This window comes from Rhizobium sp. A37_96 (assembly GCF_053521765.1).
Genome location: NZ_JBNWDS010000001.1, coordinates 307,743 through 325,800 on the forward strand (window position 1 = coordinate 307,743; position 18,058 = coordinate 325,800).

The window sequence follows — 18,058 nt, forward strand, 5'->3', positions numbered from 1 at the left end:
GAGACCAGCCCCCCGCCCTCGTGGTTCGAGACGGCCCCACGGGCTCACACCTCAACATGAGGACTGGTCTTTTGCGCATGTCGATAAGATGACGCTCATCGAATATGGCACCCGATCCATCCTCATCCTGAGGTGCGGAGGTCGCAGACCGAAGCCTCGAAGGACGAGGAGGGTCCTAAGGGAGCCAGTCCTTTAACGCCGGGGATCGTTTTCCAGCGTGATCGGCTTGCCGTGCGGCGTAGCCTCCGCCGCCCGTTGCCAGCTTTGCTGCAGCGCCAGGATCGCCTCGGCATCGGCAATGCCCTTCGCGACAAGCAGACCGGAAAGCGCCGCCACCCAGCAATCGAAATAGTCGCTGCCGTCGGGCGCGCGGCCGGGCTTGTGCAATTCGGCCGACAGCCGCTCCGCCCATTCGCTCCAGGCAAACAGGCCCTTCTCATGCAGATGAACGGTCATCGCAAAGGCGTCTGCCGCCCAGGGCTCGGTAAACACCGGCTCGCCATCGGCGGATTTCGGCAGTTCAGGCGATTGCGCCAGAGGCGAGACGACCTCACACGCGCTCAAGATAGCTCTCCCAGGCATCGATCGACACCGTCAGCGATGGATCGGCCCCCTCGCCCCAGATCTCGGCGCCGTCAAAGACCACCGTGTAGACCCATTGCGGGTTCTCGCCCCGGCCGTGCGCGTTGTCGTCGGGAAAGACGAAGGAGCCCTGCACGGCCTCGACGACCCCTGTCCTGGCGCGGGCATAACGCGGCAATCTCGTGTGGCCGGTCGGGTTGAAATTCTTCGTGCGCACATGGTCGCCGACGGCAAAGAGCGGCGCTGAAGCGACCGGCCGGTCGCAAGGACCGCCCTTGGCCAGCACGCCATCGACCATATCCGCCTTCAGAATCCGCTTCGGCGCCCTGCCCTGTTCGAGCGCGTGGCCGGTGCGCAACTCCTCGGCGGTCGCAAAGCCGTGCCGCTCCAGCAGCGTGTCGACGGCACGGGTCCAGATTTCGTAATAGCTGGCGGCAAGATAGCTCGCCGGCGGAATGTTTTCGCGCGCATGCCGGCTTTCGTCGATACTCCAGGCACCGAAGGCGCCGCAGGACAGCGTGATGCCGAGCGCACGCTTTTCCCATTCGGCATGGAAATAGGGCTCGTTCGGTTCCGGCGCGACAGGGCCAAATCCCATCTGGCCGCCGAGGTCGTGCGGGCCGTTCATAGCGCAGCCTCCGGTGCTTTGGCGACCGCGGTTCCGATCATGGCGTCGCGGCTGACGAGATCCGCCAGCGCCGCCTCATCCATGCCCTCGGAACCGGCGGGCCGCTGCGGAATCACCAGATAGCGAAGTTCCGCCGTCGAATCCCAGACGCGGATCTTCGTTTCCCGCGGCAGCGTCAGTCCGAACTCGGCCAGCACGCCGCGCGGGTCGATCACCGCGCGGGACCGGTAGGCGGGCGCCTTGTACCAGACCGGCGGCAGCCCCAGCACGGCCCACGGATAGCAGGAGCAAAGCGTGCAGACGATCAGGTTGTGCGTTTCCGGCGTGTTGAACACCGCGCGCATATGCTCGCCCTGACGGCCGGTGAAGCCGAGGCTCGCGATCGCCGCCGTCGCGTCGCGCCGCAGCCAGTCGGCAAAGGTGGGATCGCTCCAGGCCTTCGCCACCACCTGCGCCCCGTTGCGCGGCCCGACCTTCGTCTCATAGGTCTCTACGATCCGGTCGATCGCGGCCGGGTCGATCAGCCCCTTTTCCGTCAACAGCGTCTCGAGCGCCTTCACGCGCGCCTGCATGTCCGAATAGTGGTTGTCATGATGGTGATGGTCATGATGATCGTCGTCATCGTGGGAGTGTCCGTGGGACATGGCTGCCTCCTGTCTCTTCCGGACTACTTTAACATCGGCCAGAGGCTGAGCACCAGAAGGACGGCCATGGTTATGTTGAACCATTTGAGCCGAACGGGATCGGCCAGCCAGTCGCGCAGCACCGAGCCGAAACCGGCCCAGGTCGAAACGCTCGGCAAGTTCACCGCGGCGAATGCCAGCCCGACGAGAAGGACTGTGAGCAGATAGAGCTGCTCGTTGGTGTAGGTCGCCATGGCGGTGACCGCCATCACCCAGGCCTTGGGATTGACCCATTGGAACGCGGCAGCGCTCATGAAGCTCATCGGCTGCGCCGAGCCTTCGCTTTCCGCAAGGCTGCGGGATGTGCCGATCTTCCAGGCGATCCAGACCAGATAGGCGCCGCCGGCGAATTTCAGCACGGTGTAGAGCAGCGGCACGGTATGCAACAGCGCGCCCAGACCCAGGCCAACGCCGAGCAGCAGCGAGAGAAAGCCAACACCGATGCCGAGCATGTGCGGAATCGTGCGCCGGAAACCGAAATTCACGCCCGAAGCAAACAACATCATGTTGTTCGGCCCTGGCGTGATCGAGGTCGTGAATGCGAATAGTAAAAGAGCCAGAAATGTATCCAGCGCCATAATGCCTCCCTGGACACCGTATGTGACAAAGGGCGGCATCCAAAATATGTCTCGTGCGCGCCAGATCCGGCGACGCACATCCGGGGGCGACAATAATTCGCCGGTATTCGGAAAGCCATAGGACGTTTGTCACAGTGACATGAAGGACATCGATTGAATTCCGCGAGGATGGACCTATCCTTCGGCTTTCTGCAGCGAGGACAGACCATGCGCGAGCCCATTCCCACCGTCACCCTCCCCTCCGGCATCATGGTTCCGGCGCTCGGCCAGGGGACATGGAACATGGGCGAGAATGCCGCGACTGCCCGAGACGAGATCGCCAGCCTCAAAACCGGTCTCGACCTCGGCATGACGCTGATCGACACGGCCGAAATGTATGCCGATGGCGGCTCCGAAGAGATCGTCGGCAAGGCGATCGAAGGGCGGCGCGACGAGGTCTTCCTCGTCAGCAAGGTCTATCCCGCCAATGCCAGCCGCAAAGGCGCGGTCGAGGCGTGCGAACGCAGCCTGAAGCGCCTGAACACCGATCGCATCGATCTCTATCTGCTGCATTGGCGCGGCAACCATCCGTTGGAGGAGACGGTGGAAGCCTTCGAAGGCCTGAAGGCCGCCGGCAAGATCGAGGCATGGGGCGTATCGAATTTCGACGTAGCCGATATGGACGAGCTGCTTTCCGTGCCGAACGGCGGCAACGTCGCGGCCAATCAGGTGCTCTACAACCTCGCGCGCCGCGGCATCGAATATGACCTGCTGCCATGGTGCCAGGAGCGCAGCATTCCCATCATGGCCTATTCCCCGATCGAACAGGGACGCCTGCTCCATCACCCCGAGCTGATCCGCATCGCCAAGACCTATCAGGCAACGCCGGCCCAGATCGCGCTTGCCTTCCTGCTGGAACGTGACGGCGTGATATCGATCCCGAAATCCTCGAACCCGCAGCGCGTCGAGGAAAACCGCGACGCCATCGACATCGACATGACCGACGAGGATTGGGCCGTCATCGACGCCGCCTTCCCGCCGCCATCGCGCAAGAAGTCGCTGGAGATGCTGTAGCCTTTAGATATTACGCGGCCGCCTTCTGCTGCGCGACGATAAGCTCGATCGCCCGAAAGACGTCGATCTCCCGCCAGTCCGCGGGATCGCGATAGGTCGGGTAGAGCGAAAAGGCAGCGGCGGCGATCTGGTCGACGGTCCGCCGTCTCGTCCGGCGTCCGGCAAGCGCGGCCTTCGTGTAAACACCGAAATGATCTTCGGTCACGCCCCAGCCCGCATAGAAAGGCGCGGCATAGCAGCGAACCGGAATACCGCGCAGCAATGCGTCGAAACCGAACTGGCTCGATACCGTCCAGACCTCGTCGACGACATCGAGGATCGACGCCACCGACACAGCGTCGTCAAGCAACAGCACATCGCCCGTCGACACGCCATTCGTAAGATAACCCTTACGAAGTCCCGCCATCACATCCGGATGGGTGCGGATGATGCACTGGGCATCGCTGGCCAGCCCATCGGCAAGCATCTTCTCGAACGAGGCCTTTGAGCCGAGAGCCCTGCCGACGGAAACATCGCCGACGACCTGATCGACCAGCAGGATACGACGCTTTGCCGTTCGTTCGATGCGAGGCGGCTGATGAGGAAGATGATTGTATTTCGACAGCCTGTTGAGGACGATCTGCTCTCGAATGGCGCGGCCGAGCTCCGCCGTTTCCGCGCCTTCCTCAATCAGGCGCTCAAGCCGCGACGGCCGGCTGGCATCGACGGGCAGGCCAAGATCGTCAATGATGATGGAAAGCGGGATGGCGCCGGTCTTGCCAAGTCCCATGGATCGCAGGAAGCCGTCCTCCAGATGCCAATGCGGCAATCGGCGGAACCGCGCGATCCGCGCCGCCATCTTCGCTGGCGAGCGGCCGCCCCACGAGACGATGCCGCCTATATCAGGAGAAAGGATCGATGCCAGCTTCCGCGAGCCGAAATAGTGCCCGAGCCAGGGGAAATCGCCGCGCACGAAGAATGCCGCGCCAAGACGCATCCCGGCCGGCGGATGCCACGGCTTGGCGCCGGTATCGGGCAAAATCTCGCCGGCAACGACTGCCACCTTCTTCCCCCGCTGCAAATGAGGCCGGCAATCCGGACCAGGCGTCGCGAAAGCTAAGCGACGCCCGCAGGCCGGTCAACGACGGAGGTTTCTTACATGCCCTGCGGACCGCGGTTCATCGCAGCAATGCCGGTGCGGCAGACTTCGATGAGACCGAGCGGCTTGATGATGGCAATGAACTGATCGATCTTCGAGGACTTGCCGGTGATCTCCAGAATGAAATGCTCGACCGTCGCGTCCACCACCTTGGCGTGGAAGGCATCGGCCAGCCGCAGCGTTTCCGCGCGGGTCTCGCCGCTTCCGGTCACCTTGAGCAGCGCCACTTCGCGCTCGATCGGCCGTTCCTGGCCGAGTTCGCGGGCGCGTACCGTCAGATCCACGACGCGGTGGACAGGAACGATGCGCTCAAGCTGCGCCTTGATCTGTTCCAGCACCTGCGGCGTGCCGCGCGTGACGACGGTGATGCGCGAAAGATGGGCCTGATGCTCGGTCTCCGAGACGGTGAGGCTTTCGATATTGTAGCCCCGGCCGGAGAAGAGGCCGATGACGCGTGCGAGAACGCCGGGCTCGTTGTCGACAAGCACGGAAAGCGTATGGCTTTCCGCCATCGCGGTTTCCGGCGAAATGAAATAGGCGGAGCCGGTGGGTTGAAGGTGTGCGTTCATGATCCTTGTTCCGTTTCCTCGGTTCTTGTTCGGTATGCCAGCGCGATGGGCGGCCGGGGCGCTGCTTCCGCCGTGCCCCGGCCATCCGATCAGACCAGCTGGCGACCCTTGGCGTCGATCGCGTTGGCGACGGCCTCGTCGGTCGCTTCGTCCGGCAACAGCATTTCGTTGTGCGCCTTGCCCGACGGAATCATCGGGAAGCAGTTGGCAAGATTGGCGACGCGGCAATCGAAAATGACCGGCTTGTTGACGTCGATCATCTCCTGGATAGCGGCATCGAGATCGCCCGGCTTCTCGCAGCGCAGGCCGACAGCGCCATAGGCCTCGGCGAGCTTGACGAAATCAGGCATCGCTTCCGTATAGGAATTGGACAGGCGATTGCCGTGCAGCAGCTGCTGCCACTGGCGAACCATGCCCATATACTGGTTGTTCAGGATGAAGATCTTGATCGGCGCGTTGTGCTGGATCGCCGCCGACATTTCCTGAATGCACATCTGGATCGAGGCATCGCCGGCAATATCGATGACCAGGCTTTCCGGATGTGCGATCTGCACGCCGAGCGCGGCCGGCAGGCCGTAACCCATGGTTCCGAGGCCGCCCGAGGTCATCCAGCGGTTCGGCTGCTCGAAACCGTAGAACTGCGCCGCCCACATCTGATGCTGGCCGACTTCGGTCGTGATGTAGGTATCGCGATGCTTCGTCAGCTCGTAGAGACGCTGGATCGCATACTGCGGCATGATGACGTCGTCGCTCGGCTTATAGGCGAAGGAGTTGCGCGCGCGCCAGCGGGCGATATCGCTCCACCAGTCGCCGAGCCGCTCCGCAGCGGGCTTTTGCGGCAGCGCCCGCCACAGGCGAACCATGTCTTCCAGAACATTGCCGACATCGCCGAGAATGCCGACATCGACGCGGACGTTCTTGTTGATGGAGGACGGGTCGATATCGATGTGGATCTTCTTCGAATTCGGCGAGAAGGCATTCAGGCGGCCGGTAATGCGGTCGTCGAAGCGCGCGCCGATACAGACCATGACGTCGCAATCATGCATCGCCATGTTGGCTTCGTAGGAACCATGCATGCCGAGCATGCCGAGCCAGCCCTTGCCGGAGGCCGGGTAGGCGCCGAGACCCATCAGCGTCGACGTGATCGGGAAATCGGTCAGCTCAACCAGCTCGCGCAGCAGCTTGCAGGCTTCCGGCCCGGAATTGACGACGCCGCCGCCGGAATAGATGACGGGACGACGGGCGTTCTTCATCAGCTCGATCGCCTGGGTGATCTTGTTGAGATCGCCCTGGACCTTCGGCTGATAGCTCTTCTGGACATTGTGCGCTTCCGGCGGCGTGTAGGTGCCGGTCGCGAACTGGATGTCCTTCGGGATATCGACGACGACCGGACCGGGACGGCCCGTCTGCGCGATGCGGAACGCCTCATGAATGACGGCAGCCAGTTCGTTGACATCCTTGACCAGCCAGTTGTGCTTGGTACAGGGCCGCGTGATGCCGACCGTATCGCATTCCTGGAAAGCGTCGGAGCCGATCAGCGTGGTCGGAACCTGGCCGCTCAGGCAGACGAGAGGGATCGAATCCATCAAGGCGTCCTGCAGCGGCGTGACGGCATTCGTCGCACCCGGACCCGAGGTGACCAGCATGACGCCGACCTTGCCGGTGGAGCGGGCATAGCCTTCGGCCGCATGGCCGGCGCCCTGCTCGTGGCGGACGAGAATGTGCTTGATGTCCTCCTGCTGGAAGATCTCGTCGTAGATCGGAAGCACAGCGCCGCCCGGATAACCGAAGATATGTTCGACGCCATTGTCCCTGAGCGCCTGCAACACGATCTCCGCGCCTGTCATTCGATTGCCGCTCGCCTGATTATCTGTGCCGGTCATACGTTTGTTCCGCTGTCTGCTGGAGGTTTGGAAAAGATGAAATCTCGATTTCGGGCATAAAAAAAGGCCCCTTGGGGAGCCTGTCATCTAGCGCATGGGTGGCTATCGCCGGATGGTTACACCATCCTGCCCATGCGCTTTCCCACCACGATAAGAATAATCGAGTTTTTCATGGGGCGAAGTGATAGACAGAAAATTTCGAAGCGTCAACGCGTCAAGCAATAAAAAATCGCCGCCGTTGCGGAACCCCATAAAAAGCACGGGTAACCGACAGGGTTTTGTTAAGCCACCGCCTCTATGCTCCGGCCCCTAAACGCTTGGGGTAGCTGTTTGCTGAACAACGATCTGCAGACGTCCGGCAAGGCTGGAGATTTAGACCGCCGTGACAAGTTGAAGCCGGGAAATCGCTTCCTTGGCCGCGTTGTCGCGTGCAGCGGATCGCGGGCGACGATTGCCGCCGTCGCCGAGGCAGGGGGCACCGATCTCACGGAGCTCTGGTCGGTCGGCAGGCTGATTTCCATCAGTGTCGGGAAGAACCGCGTTGCCGCCCTCGTCTATTCCATGAATACCGACAATACAGGCTGGGGCGAAGGACAGGACAACCTCTTCCGCATCGAAGTCGAGCTGTTGGGCGAAGTCCGCATCGGACCCGACGGCCGGGAAGAGTTCTCGAGCGGCATTTCCGCATACCCCTATCTCGGCGCCATCGCGCATCGCATCCGCGCCGCCGACCTCATGCGTATCTTCGATGCCGGCAAGAGCAGCAGCTGCGTCATCGGCAAGCTGACGCAGGACGAGAGCATCGACGCCGCCATCCACATTCCCTCGATGCTGTCGAAGCATTTCGCCGTCGTCGGCTCGACCGGCGTCGGCAAATCCACCGCTGTCTCGCTGCTGCTGCACAAGGCGATCAGCACCGATCCGAAGCTGCGCGTGCTGATCCTCGACCCGCACAACGAGTTCGCCGCCGCCTTTCCCCGGCATGCTATCGTCATCGACACCGATACGCTCGACCTGCCCTTCTGGCTGATGCGGCTGGAGGAATTCAGCGAAGTCGTCTTCCGCGGCCGCCCGGCGGTGCCCGAAGAGCTCGACGCGCTGCGCGATCTCATTCCGGAAGCGCGGCGAGCGTTCCGGGGCAGCGATTCAGCCTTGATGCGCCGCCAGACGGAAAAGTCCTCCGTGACGGCCGATACGCCGATCCCCTACCGCATGGCCGACCTTCTCGCCCTCATCGACGAGCGCATCGGCCGGCTTGAGGGCCGGCAGGAAAAGCCGCACCTGCGTTCACTGAAGATGCGCATTATCTCGGCGATCAACGATCCGCGCTATCACTTCATGTTCTCCAACAACACGATCACCGATACGATCATGGAGACGATCGCCAAGATTTTCCGCATTCCGGGTGACGGTAAGCCGATCTGCACGTTCCAGCTTGCCGGCATTCCTTCGGAAGTCATCAATTCCGTCGCCTCGGTACTGTGCCGCATGGCATTCGAACTGGCGCTCTGGAGCGAAGGCGCGATCCATATGCTCGTCGTCTGCGAGGAAGCGCATCGCTACATTCCCGCCGATCCGAACCTCGGCTTCCTTCCGACGCGGCAGGCCATCGCCCGCATCGCCAAGGAAGGCCGCAAATACGGCGTATCGCTCGGCATCATCACCCAGCGCCCGGGCGAACTCGACCAGACGATCCTGTCGCAGTGCTCGACGCTTTTCGCCATGCGTCTCGCCAACGACCACGACCAGGAAATCATCCGCTCGGCCATCCCGAACTCCTCGATCTCGACAACCAGCTTCCTGTCATCGATAGGCAATGGCGAAGCGATCGCCTTCGGCGAAGCCATTGCCGTGCCGATGCGCATGCGCTTCGCTCGCGTCGACGAGTATCTCGTACCAAAGGCCAGCGGCAGCGCGGCAAAGATCAGCGAGGATTCGCCGGATACCGTCGATCTGCGCACCATCATTGGTCGCATGCGCTCGATTTCAACGCCCGATATCGGCGGCTTGCAACAAAACTACAGTGCCGCCGCGGAGGCCATAGCCGAGATCAGGAACGAGTTCGATGATCTGCCCGCCGAACAGGCAGCGCAATATCGGGCGGAACCTGACTTGCCATCGAGCGAACCCTATCGTCCCGACATGCTGCCCCGCACCCCGCCACAGGCCACTGCTTCGATACCGACGTCGATCGACAGCAGGCTTGCCGAACTGCGTCGCGAATTCCGCAGCGACGACGCGACAAGCCCACGCCCGATGCCGACAAGGGAGCCCTTGCCGTCGCTGCGGCGGGAACCCGGCCTTTCGCTGCGCGACAGCATCTTGAAGAAGCCGCTGAGCAGCCTCTACGACAAGGAATGACGCATCGGGCTCACGGGCTCAAGCGCTCCCAGCTCTCGTCCATCTGATTGCGGAACCACGTCATTTGCCGCTTGGCATATTGCCGCGTCGCGGCCGCTCCGGTTTCAAGGACGTCGGCGCGCGTCATCTCGCCCTTCAGCATCGCAGCGATCTGCGATACGCCGATTGCCTTCATGACAGGCATTTCCGGCGGCAGATCGAGAGCCAGCAACGCCCGCACCTCATCTTCGGCACCCATCGCCAGCATCTTTTCGAAGCGGCTGTTGATGCGCTCGTGCAACAAGGCCCGCTCCGGCAGCACCACGATCTTTCGCGCGCGATCCGGATCGATGACCATCGGCCCGGTCTTGCCCTGAAAGGCCGCAATCGACCGGCCCGTCGCCTCGGCCACTTCGAGCGCGCGGACGATGCGCTGCCCGTCCTGCGGGTTCAGCGTTTCGGCAACGGCACCGTCGCGTTGCGAAAGCTCGCGGTGCAGCGTTTCCGCCCCTTCCGCCAGCAACCGGCCGCGAAGACGATTGCGAACCTCGGGCGGAATCTCGGGCATGTCGGAAAGTCCGCCCGTCAGCGCCTTGAAATAGAGTCCCGTACCGCCCACGAACACAGGCATGCGCCCCTCGCCGCGAAGGCGCTCGACCAGTGCGCCCGCCTCGCGCAGCCAGGCGCCGGTGGAATAAGCCTGCCCCGCCGGAACGTGGCCATAGAGATGGTGCGGAATGCCTTCCATATCGGCTTCGGAGGGCCGCGCGGTCAGTACGCGCAAGGTGTCGTAAACCTGCATGCTGTCGGCATTGATGACGACGCCATCATGCGAACGAGCCAATTCAACCGCCAGCGCGGACTTGCCGCTCGCGGTCGGCCCGGTTATCAGGATCGCGTCGATATTGCTCATAAGGTTTCTGCTCATGGCCTTCGTTGCCACGCTTATTGCCAATCCGTCAAACCCCGTTCTTGTTCCGGCCATCGCCGAACAGGCGGCCGAAGCCGTCAAGGCGTCCGGGCTCTACTGGCTGGCCGACGGCATTGCCTGCGATATCGCGCTACGCGACGATACAGATCTGCAGGCAGCCGAGGCCAACATTCTGGCCGCGATCGGCGGGGAACCGATCGACCTCGTGATCCAGGAAACGGAAAGCCGCCGCAAGAAGCTGCTGATTGCCGACATGGACTCCACCATGATCGGCCAGGAGTGCATCGACGAACTGGCAGCCGAGGTCGGCCTGAAGGACAGGGTCGCCGATATCACCGCCCGCGCCATGAATGGCGAGATTGCCTTCGAGCCGGCCCTGCGCGAGCGCGTGGCCCTGTTGAAGGGATTGCCGCTGTCCGTGGTCGACGATGTCATTGCCAGACGCATCACCTTGACGCCGGGCGGCCCCGAACTGATCGCCACCATGAAGGCGAAGGGCCATTACACGGCGCTCGTTTCCGGCGGCTTCACCGTCTTCACCACCCGGATCGGCGCCACGCTCGGCTTCGACGAAAACCGGGCCAATATCCTGCTGGAAGAAAACGGCATACTCACCGGCTTCGTCGAGGAGCCGATCCTCGGCAAGCAGGCCAAGGTGGACGCGCTGAACGACATCGCCGAGAAGCTCGGCATTTCCGCGGATGACGCTTTGGCCGTCGGCGACGGCGCCAACGACCTCGGCATGCTTCAGCTTGCCGGCTCCGGCGTCGCACTTCACGCCAAGCCGACGGTCTCGGCGCAGGCCGGAATGCGTATCGACCACGGCGACCTGACCGCCCTGCTCTACATCCAGGGCTATCGCAAGACGGACTTCATCAAACCATAGACCGGCGCAGGTCGCTGACATCGGGGTACAAAGATGATCATCACCGAAACCGACCGGCTCATCATCCGCAACTGGCGCGAGACGGATCGCGATCTGGCCTACGAGATCAACTCCGACGAAGCCGTCATGGAATTCTTTCCGTTTCGCCGCAATCGTGAGGAAGCAAACATCTTCTTCGATCGCGTTCACGCGATGATCGCCGAAACCGGGCTTGGCTTCTTTGCTTTGGAGGAAAAGGCGACCGGCGCAACGATCGGTTTTTGCGGGCTGGCGCGTGTCGATCATCTCGAACCCCACGTCGCCAAAGGCACACTGGAAATCGGCTGGCGGCTGGCCGCGCGTTTCTGGGGCAAGGGCTTCGTGACCGAGGCGGCACGCGCGCTCCTCGCCCATGCGTTCGAGCGGCTCGGCGCCGGCGAGATCGTTTCCTTCGCCGTCCGGAACAATGTAAGGTCGACGGCGGTGATGGAGCGGATCGGTATGCATCGCGTCGAGGGCGGCGATTTCGATCACCCGAACGTCCCGGATACTCACCCTCATCTGAAGCGCCATGTGCTTTATCGCCTCACGGCCGCGGAATGGCGCTCCGGGCGATGACCTTCATCGAAACGCCGCGACTGATGCTGCGGCCATGCCTGGAAGAAGATCGCGGATTGTTCCATGAACTCAGCGCCGATCCGGCCGTCCTTGAGTTCTTTCCCTTCCGCCGCAGCCGCGAGGATGCCGATGCCGTCTTCGACCTGATCAGGAACGCCACACCCGAACCTGGCTTCGATCTTCTCGTCATGGTGCTGAGGGATAGCGGCGAGGCAATCGGGTTCTGCGGGCTGTCCAGATTGCGGATCGAGCCTCTTTTACCGAAAGATGCCGTCGAAATCGGCTGGCGGATCTCAGCATGCCATTGGGGCAAAGGCTATGCGACCGAGGCCGGCATGGCGCTTTTGAGCTACGCCTTCGATGTCCTGACGCTCGAAGAAATTCTGTCGATCGCCGTGCATGATAACAAGCGCGCTCTGGCGGTGATGCGCAGGATCGGCATGCAGCCCGATCCTGCCTGCGATTTCGACCATCCGCAAATTCCGGATACGCACCCGCACCTGAAGCCGCACCGCGTCTATCGCCTGAGCGCCGCCGAATGGCGCGCGCAGCACGGGCAATAAGGCAAGGCCTGAATTTACTCCAGCGCAACGGCGATGAAACGCAAGTCACCATTCGGAGATGCGATCATCATCTGTGCGTTGCGGCGGCCTTCGCGCTTCAGCGAAGCCACTTTCTCGGAAGCGGCACTCGGGGTCTGCACGAATTCCTGCGCGACCTCGACGATGACGTCGCCGGGCTTCAGTCCTTTTTCGGCCGCAGCGGAACCCGGCGCCACTTCGGTGACGACGACGCCGTCGACGCTATCGGCAATACCGAAGCTCTTGCGGTTCTCGGCCGACAGTGTCGCGAGTTTCATGCCCAGTATGTTCGAGGTCGCCTGGGCCGGTGGCTGAGCCTGAGGAGATTGCTGCGGGTCCTCGCCCTGATCCTGTCCATCCATGCCGTCATCGCTGCCCTCGTCGCCGTCGTCGGGATTGATGACGCCACCGTTGTTGCCGTTGTCGTCGGGCGCGAGTTGCGGCTTCTTGTTCTTGTCGGTGCTGGCAGCGGCCGCCTGATCGCTGTCCTCCAGCCGGCCCAGTGTGACCTTGACGGTCTGCTCCTTGCCGTCGCGGTAGATAACGACATCGACTTCCTTGCCGACAGGGCTTTCGGCAACAACGCGCGGCAGATCGCGCATCTCGTCCACATCCTTGCCGTCGAATTTCAGGATGACGTCGCCCGCCTTGATCGAGCCGTTGTCGACGGGGCCGCCCTTGATGACCCCGGCCACCAGCGCGCCCTTGGCGTCGGCAAGGCCGAGGCTGTTGGCGACATCGTCCGTCACCGGCTGGATACGCACGCCGAGCCAGCCCCGGCGCGTCTCGCCGAAGTCCCTGAGCTGATCGACCACGCCTTGAGCCAGCTCGGACGGAACGGCAAAGCCGATGCCGATCGAACCGCCGCTCGGGGAGATGATGGCGGTGTTGATGCCGATCACCTCGCCCTTCATGTTGAAGAGCGGACCGCCGGAATTGCCCTTGTTGATCGCGGCGTCCGTCTGGATGAAGTTGTCATAGGGGCCGGCGTTGATGTTGCGGCCCCGCGCCGAGACGATGCCGATGGTCACGGAGCCGCCAAGACCGAAGGGATTGCCGATCGCCATCACCCAATCGCCGATCCGCATCTTCGAGGAATCGCCGAACTTCACTGCCGTCAACGGATGCTTCGACTCGACCTTGAGGACCGAAAGATCGGTCTTCGTATCGGTGCCGATGAGCTTCGCCTTCAGCTTGGTGCCGTTGGGGAAGATGACCTCGATATCGTCGGCGCCTTCGATGACGTGATTGTTGGTGACGATGTAGCCGGCAGGATCGATGACGAAGCCGGAGCCGAGCGAGCTCACCTTACGGTTGCTGTTGTCGTCTTTCTTGTTGTTGAAGAAGTCGTTGAAGTAGTCCTGGTAGGGCGAATTGTCCGGCACCTTCGGCGTCGCCGGCCCGTCGCCCTCGTCCTTCACCTTCTGCGATGTGGAAATATTGACGACCGCGTCGAGCAATCCGGAAGCGAGATCGGCAACCGAAGCCGGCCCGGCGCTCATCGCCGGGTTCATCGTGACCGTGGGGGATGCTGCCGGCGGCGTCTGGTTGCCGGTGGTAGCCGGCGCCTGAGCACCTGCGGCCGCCCCGCTATTCTGCGCCTGTGCGTAAGCCTGTTCGGTGACGCCCACAACAGGGCCAGCAATCAGCGCAATGCTCGCGAGCAAGGCAAACGAACGGCCGAAAGGCAGGCGATTGGTCGAAGCCATCAGGCATCCTCATCGAGAAAGGGAAAACTTGTATAAGCATCAACATAAGGCGGAATGATGAAGCGTGAAATCACCTTTTTGCGAAATCCCCGGACCTCGGCGCCGTTGCTGCCGGCATGGTAAAGGTGATGCAAGCCGTCATAAAGAAAAGGGCCGCCCGAAGGCAGCCCTTTCATTTCCTGAACTGACGGCTTAGTTCGCAGGCGCCGTCGGATTGGCAAGCGCCGGCGCCGCGGAATTGGGCGCGGAGCCCGCAGGGCTGTCGAAGAACTTGAAGAAGTCCGACTTGCTGGGAGGCAGAACCAGCGTCTTGCCACCCGAGCCAAGCGCCTTGTTGTAGGCGGCCATCGAGCGATAGAACTCGTAGAAGTTCGGATCGCGCTGCGATGCATCGGCAAAGATGCCGTTGCGCTCGGCTTCACCCTGACCGCGAAGGATTTCCGAATCCTTCTGCGCATCCGCGACGATCTCGACGACCTGACGATCCGCGATCGCGCGGCGGCGCTGGCCTTCTTCGTTACCACGGGCGCGGATCAGTTCGGCTTCCGCCAGACGTTCGGCCTTCATGCGATCGTAGGTCTGCTGCGACACTTCCTGCGTCAGGTCGGTGCGGCGGATGCGGACGTCCTCGATATTGAGGCCGAGCGTTTCCGCATCGCGATGCAGGTCGTCACGCACTTCCGTCATCATGGACGCACGCTCGCTGGAGAGAGCCGCATCGAAGCTGCGCAGACCGTAGACACGGCGCAGCGAGGCATCGAGGCGGGTTCTGAGACGAGATTCCGCCGCATCGCGGTCACCCGACACCGTTTCCCGGAACTTCCGGGCATCGGCGATCTTGTAGACGACGAAAGCATCGACTTCGTAGAACTTGCCGCCCGAGACCTGGACGCGGATGTTGTCCAGATCGAAGCGCAGTTCCTGCTGCTGGATGTATTGAACGCGATCGGCATCCATGAAGGCGAAAGGCAGCTTGAAGTACAAGCCCGGCTCCGTCTTGACCTCGCGGATCTGGCCGAAGCGCAGGACGATGGCCTGTTCGCGGGCATTGACCACGAACACCGACGAATAGACGAGTAGCAATATCACCGCAAGCGCGATGAGAATGGCTGGCAAACGGCTGGACGTCATTATTTGGCCTCCGGCTGAGTTGCAGAGGCGGGCGTGCCTGCCTGCGTCGCGGGCTGCTTGCCGATTTCATTCAGCGGCAGGTAAGGCACGACGCCCTGCTTGTCGTCGATGATGATGCTGTTGGAATTGCCGATGACGGACTCCATGGTTTCAAGGAACAGCCGCTTGCGGGTCACTCCCGGAGCCTTGACGTATTCGTCGTAGATGGAGATGAAGCGCTGCGCCTCACCCTGGGCTTCCTTCACGATACGATCCTTGTAGGCCGCAGCTTCTTCGCGAATCTGCGCCGCGCGACCGCGCGCCTGACCGAGCTTCTGGTTGGCGTATTGATTGGCCTCTTCCACCTGCTGGTCTTCGTTCTGCTCGGCACGCTGCACTTCGTCGAACGCGTCTGCGACCTCGCGCGGCGGCGACACGTCTTCGATCGGCACGGCATTGATGGAAATGCCGGCACCGTAGCGGTCCATCGTATCCTGGATGATGTTTCTCACCTGGACCGCGATTTCCTGACGGTTATCACGATAGATGTCCTGTGCAGGACGCCGACCGACGATCTCGCGCATGGCGCTTTCGGCCACCTGCTGCAGTGTTTCGTCAGGGCTTTCGACGTTGAAGAGATAGGATTGCGGATTGGTCACGGCATAGAGGACCGAGAACTGCACGTTGACGATGTTCTGATCGCCCGTCAGCATCAGGCCGGCAGTCGAACCGGCGCTGGAGCGTCCGCCGATGTTTCGCTGCTGTTCCGTGATCTTCACGAATTCGACGCGGTCTATCGGCCAGAAATGGAAATGCAGGCCGGGCATCGAGACTTCTTCGCGCGGCTTGCCGAAGCGCAGTTCCACGCCGCGCTCGTCCGGCTGCACAGTATAGATGCACTGAATCAGCCAGAAAACGGCGATTACAGCGATGATGATGAGGACGACGCCCGCATTGAAGCCACCAGGCACAAAGCCTTTCAATCGGTCCTGACCGCGACGAATAATATCCTCGAGATCCGGAGGCCCTCCGTTGCCGCTTCCCCGCGGCCGGTTCGGTCCTTGCCCCCAAGGTCCCTGATTATTTCCGCCGCCACCGCCGCCCCATGGGCCACCGCCGCCGCCATTCTGATTGCTCCAAGGCATCAAAACCTCTTTGTTTGTTGACTCCCAGCATCGCGCCGAATCCACGGACCTCATGGCTCGAAATCCGCAGGCGGCAGCGATTGTTTCCCGTTATAGGTATCGAAGCACCTGCTTTCAACGCGACTTCAGGAAGTTCGTCGGATTCATTGGAAAATATTTGCTTTTCGGGGGCAGCTTTTATGTTTTTCGCTTGGAATAGCTAACGAACCGCGTCGGATAAGTGTCCTTCTCTCCAGCCGGCACGGCCAGCTCGCTGTCGGCCTGCCAGATGCCGGGATCGATCTTTGGAAAGGCCGTGTCGCCCTCCACATCCGCCTCGACATGGGTCACCAGCAACCGGTCGGCCAGACCGATCGCCTGCCGATAGATTTCACCGCCGCCAATGATGCAGATTTCGTCGACATCGCTCTCCCGGGCAAGGCGGGACGCAGCCTCGATCGCCTCGGCCAGCGAATGCACCACCGCTATCCCCTCGGCAGAGAAACCGGTATCGCGGCTGATGACGACATTTGGCCGGCCCGGCAGCGGCTTGCCGATCGACTGAAAGGTCTTGCGCCCCATGATGACCGGCTTGCCCAGGGTCATCGCCTTGAAACGCTTGAGATCGGATGACAACCGCCAGGGCATATCGCCATCGCGCCCGATGATGCCGTTGCGCGATACGGCAACGACGATGGTTTTGATCGGTTGGGTCATGCGTCTCCCTCAGGCTATCTCACCGGCGCCGAAGCGAGTCGGCGCGAAGACTTTACATCATGATGGTCACGACGGGAGGTGAAAGGCGTCCCGTCCCAAGCACCGCCGCATTAGGCGCCGCTATTGAGCTCATCGAGCTGGCCGGCCAAAAGCCCTCCATCTTCCCGATCCTTCGCCATCTTCCTATAGAGCCCGGCCATGCCCCTGAATATCAGCGCGGCGGGATCGTCCTTGCCGAGGAAATCCGAAATCTCCTCCATCTCCGCAACCCAGCGATAGGCTTTGGGATACATGTCCGGAATGCCATGGACCAGCTTCGCATAGAGATCGGGCACGCTTTCCTGAAGCTCGCGTTTCAGGGACTCATCGGCGCCCGAGTGGATCGCGGCCAGCAGCATGGCCGTGCCGAGACCGGTTACGCCCTTGTTGATACCGGCATAGCACATCTTCAATGCGGAGGCCGCGCCGATCGACCCCTCGATGCGGCGGACCCGCAGTCCGTGCTCCACCAGCACGCTGCTATCGTTGGCCTCATCGCCGCTGACGTAGAGTTTCGGCCCTTTCTGCCCGGGTTTCGGCGGTCCGCCGATAATGGAGCCGTCGAGAACCACGCCACAGTCGCTGCCGAAGATCGCCGCAACCTCGGCCATGGTCCTCGGGGAAATCGCGTTACAGTCCATGAACGTCGTCCGTCTACCTGTCCGGCGTAGCTCGACGGCGATCTGCTCGGCCACGGCAACGGCCTCGGCGGGCGGCACGATGGACAGAACGAGGCGTGATGCGGCCACGGCATCCAGGCCGACCGGCTCCATGCCAGCCGCTTTCGCCCGCTCTATGGTCGAAGCCGATCGCCCCTCGAGATAGGTGACCACCCTCGCCCCATTTTCGACCAGGCGTCCGGCGATGGCGCTGCCCATCGCGCCGGCTCCGATGACTGCGATCTCCACGG

At 62.2% G+C, this 18,058-nt stretch carries 19 protein-coding genes; 5 read left to right on the plus strand and 14 right to left on the minus strand.

Annotated elements, in window-relative coordinates:
- Window positions 1-192 precede the first annotated feature (192 nt).
- Genes ACQZ6J_RS01470 through ACQZ6J_RS01485 form a run of 4 tightly spaced genes read right to left on the minus strand, consistent with a single transcriptional unit; the run spans window position 193 to window position 2,471 of the window.
- The gene (locus tag ACQZ6J_RS01470) at window positions 193-564 is read right to left on the minus strand and encodes a nitrile hydratase accessory protein (protein ID WP_449081423.1); all 372 of its coding nucleotides are present in this window, start codon (window positions 562-564) and stop codon (window positions 193-195) included.
- Window positions 551-1,210 (minus strand): nitrile hydratase subunit beta, encoded by a 660-nt coding sequence (nthB, locus tag ACQZ6J_RS01475; RefSeq protein ID WP_449081425.1) that lies wholly within the window; start codon window positions 1,208-1,210, stop codon window positions 551-553. Before nthB ends, ACQZ6J_RS01470 begins: the two co-directional genes overlap by 14 nt.
- The gene (gene nthA / locus ACQZ6J_RS01480; RefSeq protein ID WP_449081427.1) at window positions 1,207-1,854 is read right to left on the minus strand and encodes a nitrile hydratase subunit alpha; all 648 of its coding nucleotides are present in this window, start codon (window positions 1,852-1,854) and stop codon (window positions 1,207-1,209) included. Before nthA ends, nthB begins: the two co-directional genes overlap by 4 nt.
- 23 nt (window positions 1,855-1,877) lie before the next feature.
- Window positions 1,878-2,471 (minus strand): LysE family translocator, encoded by a 594-nt coding sequence (locus ACQZ6J_RS01485; RefSeq protein ID WP_163987645.1) that lies wholly within the window; start codon window positions 2,469-2,471, stop codon window positions 1,878-1,880.
- Between the two features lie 207 nt (window positions 2,472-2,678).
- On the opposite strand from ACQZ6J_RS01485, the gene ACQZ6J_RS01490 reads away from it, so the two are divergent.
- A complete protein-coding gene (locus ACQZ6J_RS01490; protein ID WP_449081429.1) occupies window positions 2,679-3,524 on the plus strand; it encodes an aldo/keto reductase in 846 nt (281 codons plus the stop codon).
- A 10-nt stretch (window positions 3,525-3,534) separates the two neighbouring features.
- On the opposite strand, the gene ACQZ6J_RS01495 is transcribed toward ACQZ6J_RS01490, so the two are convergent.
- The 3 genes from ACQZ6J_RS01495 to ACQZ6J_RS01505 form a co-directional block, all read right to left on the minus strand.
- A complete protein-coding gene (locus tag ACQZ6J_RS01495) occupies window positions 3,535-4,566 on the minus strand; it encodes a capsular polysaccharide export protein, LipB/KpsS family (protein ID WP_449081431.1) in 1,032 nt (343 codons plus the stop codon).
- Window positions 4,567-4,658: 92 nt separating this feature from the next.
- A complete protein-coding gene (gene ilvN / locus ACQZ6J_RS01500; RefSeq protein WP_449081433.1) occupies window positions 4,659-5,231 on the minus strand; it encodes an acetolactate synthase small subunit in 573 nt (190 codons plus the stop codon).
- 89 nt (window positions 5,232-5,320) lie between these two features.
- The gene (locus tag ACQZ6J_RS01505; protein ID WP_449081435.1) at window positions 5,321-7,114 is read right to left on the minus strand and encodes an acetolactate synthase 3 large subunit; all 1,794 of its coding nucleotides are present in this window, start codon (window positions 7,112-7,114) and stop codon (window positions 5,321-5,323) included.
- Between the two features lie 330 nt (window positions 7,115-7,444).
- Between ACQZ6J_RS01505 and ACQZ6J_RS01510 the strand changes: the two genes are divergently transcribed.
- Entirely contained in the window at window positions 7,445-9,475 is a 2,031-nt protein-coding gene (locus ACQZ6J_RS01510) for an ATP-binding protein (RefSeq protein WP_449081437.1), read from the plus strand.
- A 10-nt stretch (window positions 9,476-9,485) separates the two neighbouring features.
- Here the strand turns inward: ACQZ6J_RS01510 and miaA are convergent, their stop codons facing one another.
- Window positions 9,486-10,382 (minus strand): tRNA (adenosine(37)-N6)-dimethylallyltransferase MiaA, encoded by an 897-nt coding sequence (gene miaA / locus ACQZ6J_RS01515; protein WP_449081439.1) that lies wholly within the window; start codon window positions 10,380-10,382, stop codon window positions 9,486-9,488.
- Here miaA and serB point away from each other — a divergent pair.
- From serB to ACQZ6J_RS01530, 3 genes are read left to right on the plus strand one after another with little or no spacing between them, the layout of a single operon-like run.
- Window positions 10,381-11,271, plus strand: coding sequence for a phosphoserine phosphatase SerB (serB, locus tag ACQZ6J_RS01520; protein WP_449081441.1), 891 nt, complete (start codon window positions 10,381-10,383; stop codon window positions 11,269-11,271). The two genes, miaA and serB, sit on opposite strands and share 2 nt — an antisense overlap.
- A gap of 33 nt (window positions 11,272-11,304) precedes the next feature.
- Window positions 11,305-11,868: a GNAT family N-acetyltransferase gene (locus ACQZ6J_RS01525; protein WP_449081443.1), complete on the plus strand. Its 564-nt coding sequence runs from the start codon at window positions 11,305-11,307 to the stop codon at window positions 11,866-11,868.
- Window positions 11,865-12,431, plus strand: a complete 567-nt coding sequence (locus ACQZ6J_RS01530; RefSeq protein ID WP_449081445.1) for a GNAT family N-acetyltransferase — start codon at window positions 11,865-11,867, stop codon at window positions 12,429-12,431. The genes ACQZ6J_RS01525 and ACQZ6J_RS01530 overlap by 4 nt, the downstream gene beginning before the upstream one ends.
- 14 nt (window positions 12,432-12,445) lie before the next feature.
- On the opposite strand, the gene ACQZ6J_RS01535 is transcribed toward ACQZ6J_RS01530, so the two are convergent.
- From ACQZ6J_RS01535 to ACQZ6J_RS01560, 6 genes are all read right to left on the minus strand, one after another.
- Window positions 12,446-14,158 carry a DegQ family serine endoprotease gene (locus ACQZ6J_RS01535; RefSeq protein WP_449081447.1) on the minus strand — a complete coding sequence of 571 codons (1,713 nt, stop codon included), beginning with the start codon at window positions 14,156-14,158 and terminating at the stop codon, window positions 12,446-12,448.
- On the minus strand, window positions 14,158-14,334 hold the full coding sequence (locus ACQZ6J_RS01540; protein ID WP_449081449.1) for a hypothetical protein: 177 nt from the start codon (window positions 14,332-14,334) through the stop codon (window positions 14,158-14,160). Before ACQZ6J_RS01540 ends, ACQZ6J_RS01535 begins: the two co-directional genes overlap by 1 nt.
- Window positions 14,335-14,350: 16 nt before the next feature.
- A complete protein-coding gene (gene hflC, locus ACQZ6J_RS01545; RefSeq protein WP_163987657.1) occupies window positions 14,351-15,289 on the minus strand; it encodes a protease modulator HflC in 939 nt (312 codons plus the stop codon).
- Window positions 15,289-16,413: an FtsH protease activity modulator HflK gene (gene hflK / locus ACQZ6J_RS01550; protein ID WP_449081452.1), complete on the minus strand. Its 1,125-nt coding sequence runs from the start codon at window positions 16,411-16,413 to the stop codon at window positions 15,289-15,291. The genes hflC and hflK overlap by 1 nt, the downstream gene beginning before the upstream one ends.
- 177 nt (window positions 16,414-16,590) lie before the next feature.
- Window positions 16,591-17,109 (minus strand): dihydrofolate reductase, encoded by a 519-nt coding sequence (locus ACQZ6J_RS01555; RefSeq protein WP_163987659.1) that lies wholly within the window; start codon window positions 17,107-17,109, stop codon window positions 16,591-16,593.
- Window positions 17,110-17,219: 110 nt separating this feature from the next.
- Window positions 17,220-18,056: a DUF1932 domain-containing protein gene (locus ACQZ6J_RS01560; protein WP_449081454.1), complete on the minus strand. Its 837-nt coding sequence runs from the start codon at window positions 18,054-18,056 to the stop codon at window positions 17,220-17,222.
- Window positions 18,057-18,058: the final 2 nt, after the last annotated feature.

What these genes read in the sequence shown, in the direction of transcription:
- nthB (WP_449081425.1), bottom strand. Translation starts at nt 1,210, where the DNA reads ATGAACGGCCCGCACGACCTCGGCGGCCAGATGGGATTTGGCCCTGTC.
- nthA (WP_449081427.1), bottom strand. Translation starts at nt 1,854, where the DNA reads ATGTCCCACGGACACTCCCACGATGACGACGATCATCATGACCATCAC.
- ACQZ6J_RS01485 (WP_163987645.1), bottom strand. Translation starts at nt 2,471, where the DNA reads ATGGCGCTGGATACATTTCTGGCTCTTTTACTATTCGCATTCACGACC.
- ACQZ6J_RS01490 (WP_449081429.1), top strand. Translation starts at nt 2,679, where the DNA reads ATGCGCGAGCCCATTCCCACCGTCACCCTCCCCTCCGGCATCATGGTT.
- ilvN (WP_449081433.1), bottom strand. Translation starts at nt 5,231, where the DNA reads ATGAACGCACACCTTCAACCCACCGGCTCCGCCTATTTCATTTCGCCG.
- ACQZ6J_RS01505 (WP_449081435.1), bottom strand. Translation starts at nt 7,114, where the DNA reads ATGACCGGCACAGATAATCAGGCGAGCGGCAATCGAATGACAGGCGCG.
- serB (WP_449081441.1), top strand. Translation starts at nt 10,381, where the DNA reads ATGGCCTTCGTTGCCACGCTTATTGCCAATCCGTCAAACCCCGTTCTT.
- miaA (WP_449081439.1), bottom strand. Translation starts at nt 10,382, where the DNA reads ATGAGCAGAAACCTTATGAGCAATATCGACGCGATCCTGATAACCGGG.
- ACQZ6J_RS01525 (WP_449081443.1), top strand. Translation starts at nt 11,305, where the DNA reads ATGATCATCACCGAAACCGACCGGCTCATCATCCGCAACTGGCGCGAG.
- ACQZ6J_RS01530 (WP_449081445.1), top strand. Translation starts at nt 11,865, where the DNA reads ATGACCTTCATCGAAACGCCGCGACTGATGCTGCGGCCATGCCTGGAA.
- ACQZ6J_RS01535 (WP_449081447.1), bottom strand. Translation starts at nt 14,158, where the DNA reads ATGGCTTCGACCAATCGCCTGCCTTTCGGCCGTTCGTTTGCCTTGCTC.
- ACQZ6J_RS01540 (WP_449081449.1), bottom strand. Translation starts at nt 14,334, where the DNA reads ATGAAAGGGCTGCCTTCGGGCGGCCCTTTTCTTTATGACGGCTTGCAT.
- hflC (WP_163987657.1), bottom strand. Translation starts at nt 15,289, where the DNA reads ATGACGTCCAGCCGTTTGCCAGCCATTCTCATCGCGCTTGCGGTGATA.
- hflK (WP_449081452.1), bottom strand. Translation starts at nt 16,413, where the DNA reads ATGCCTTGGAGCAATCAGAATGGCGGCGGCGGTGGCCCATGGGGCGGC.
- ACQZ6J_RS01555 (WP_163987659.1), bottom strand. Translation starts at nt 17,109, where the DNA reads ATGACCCAACCGATCAAAACCATCGTCGTTGCCGTATCGCGCAACGGC.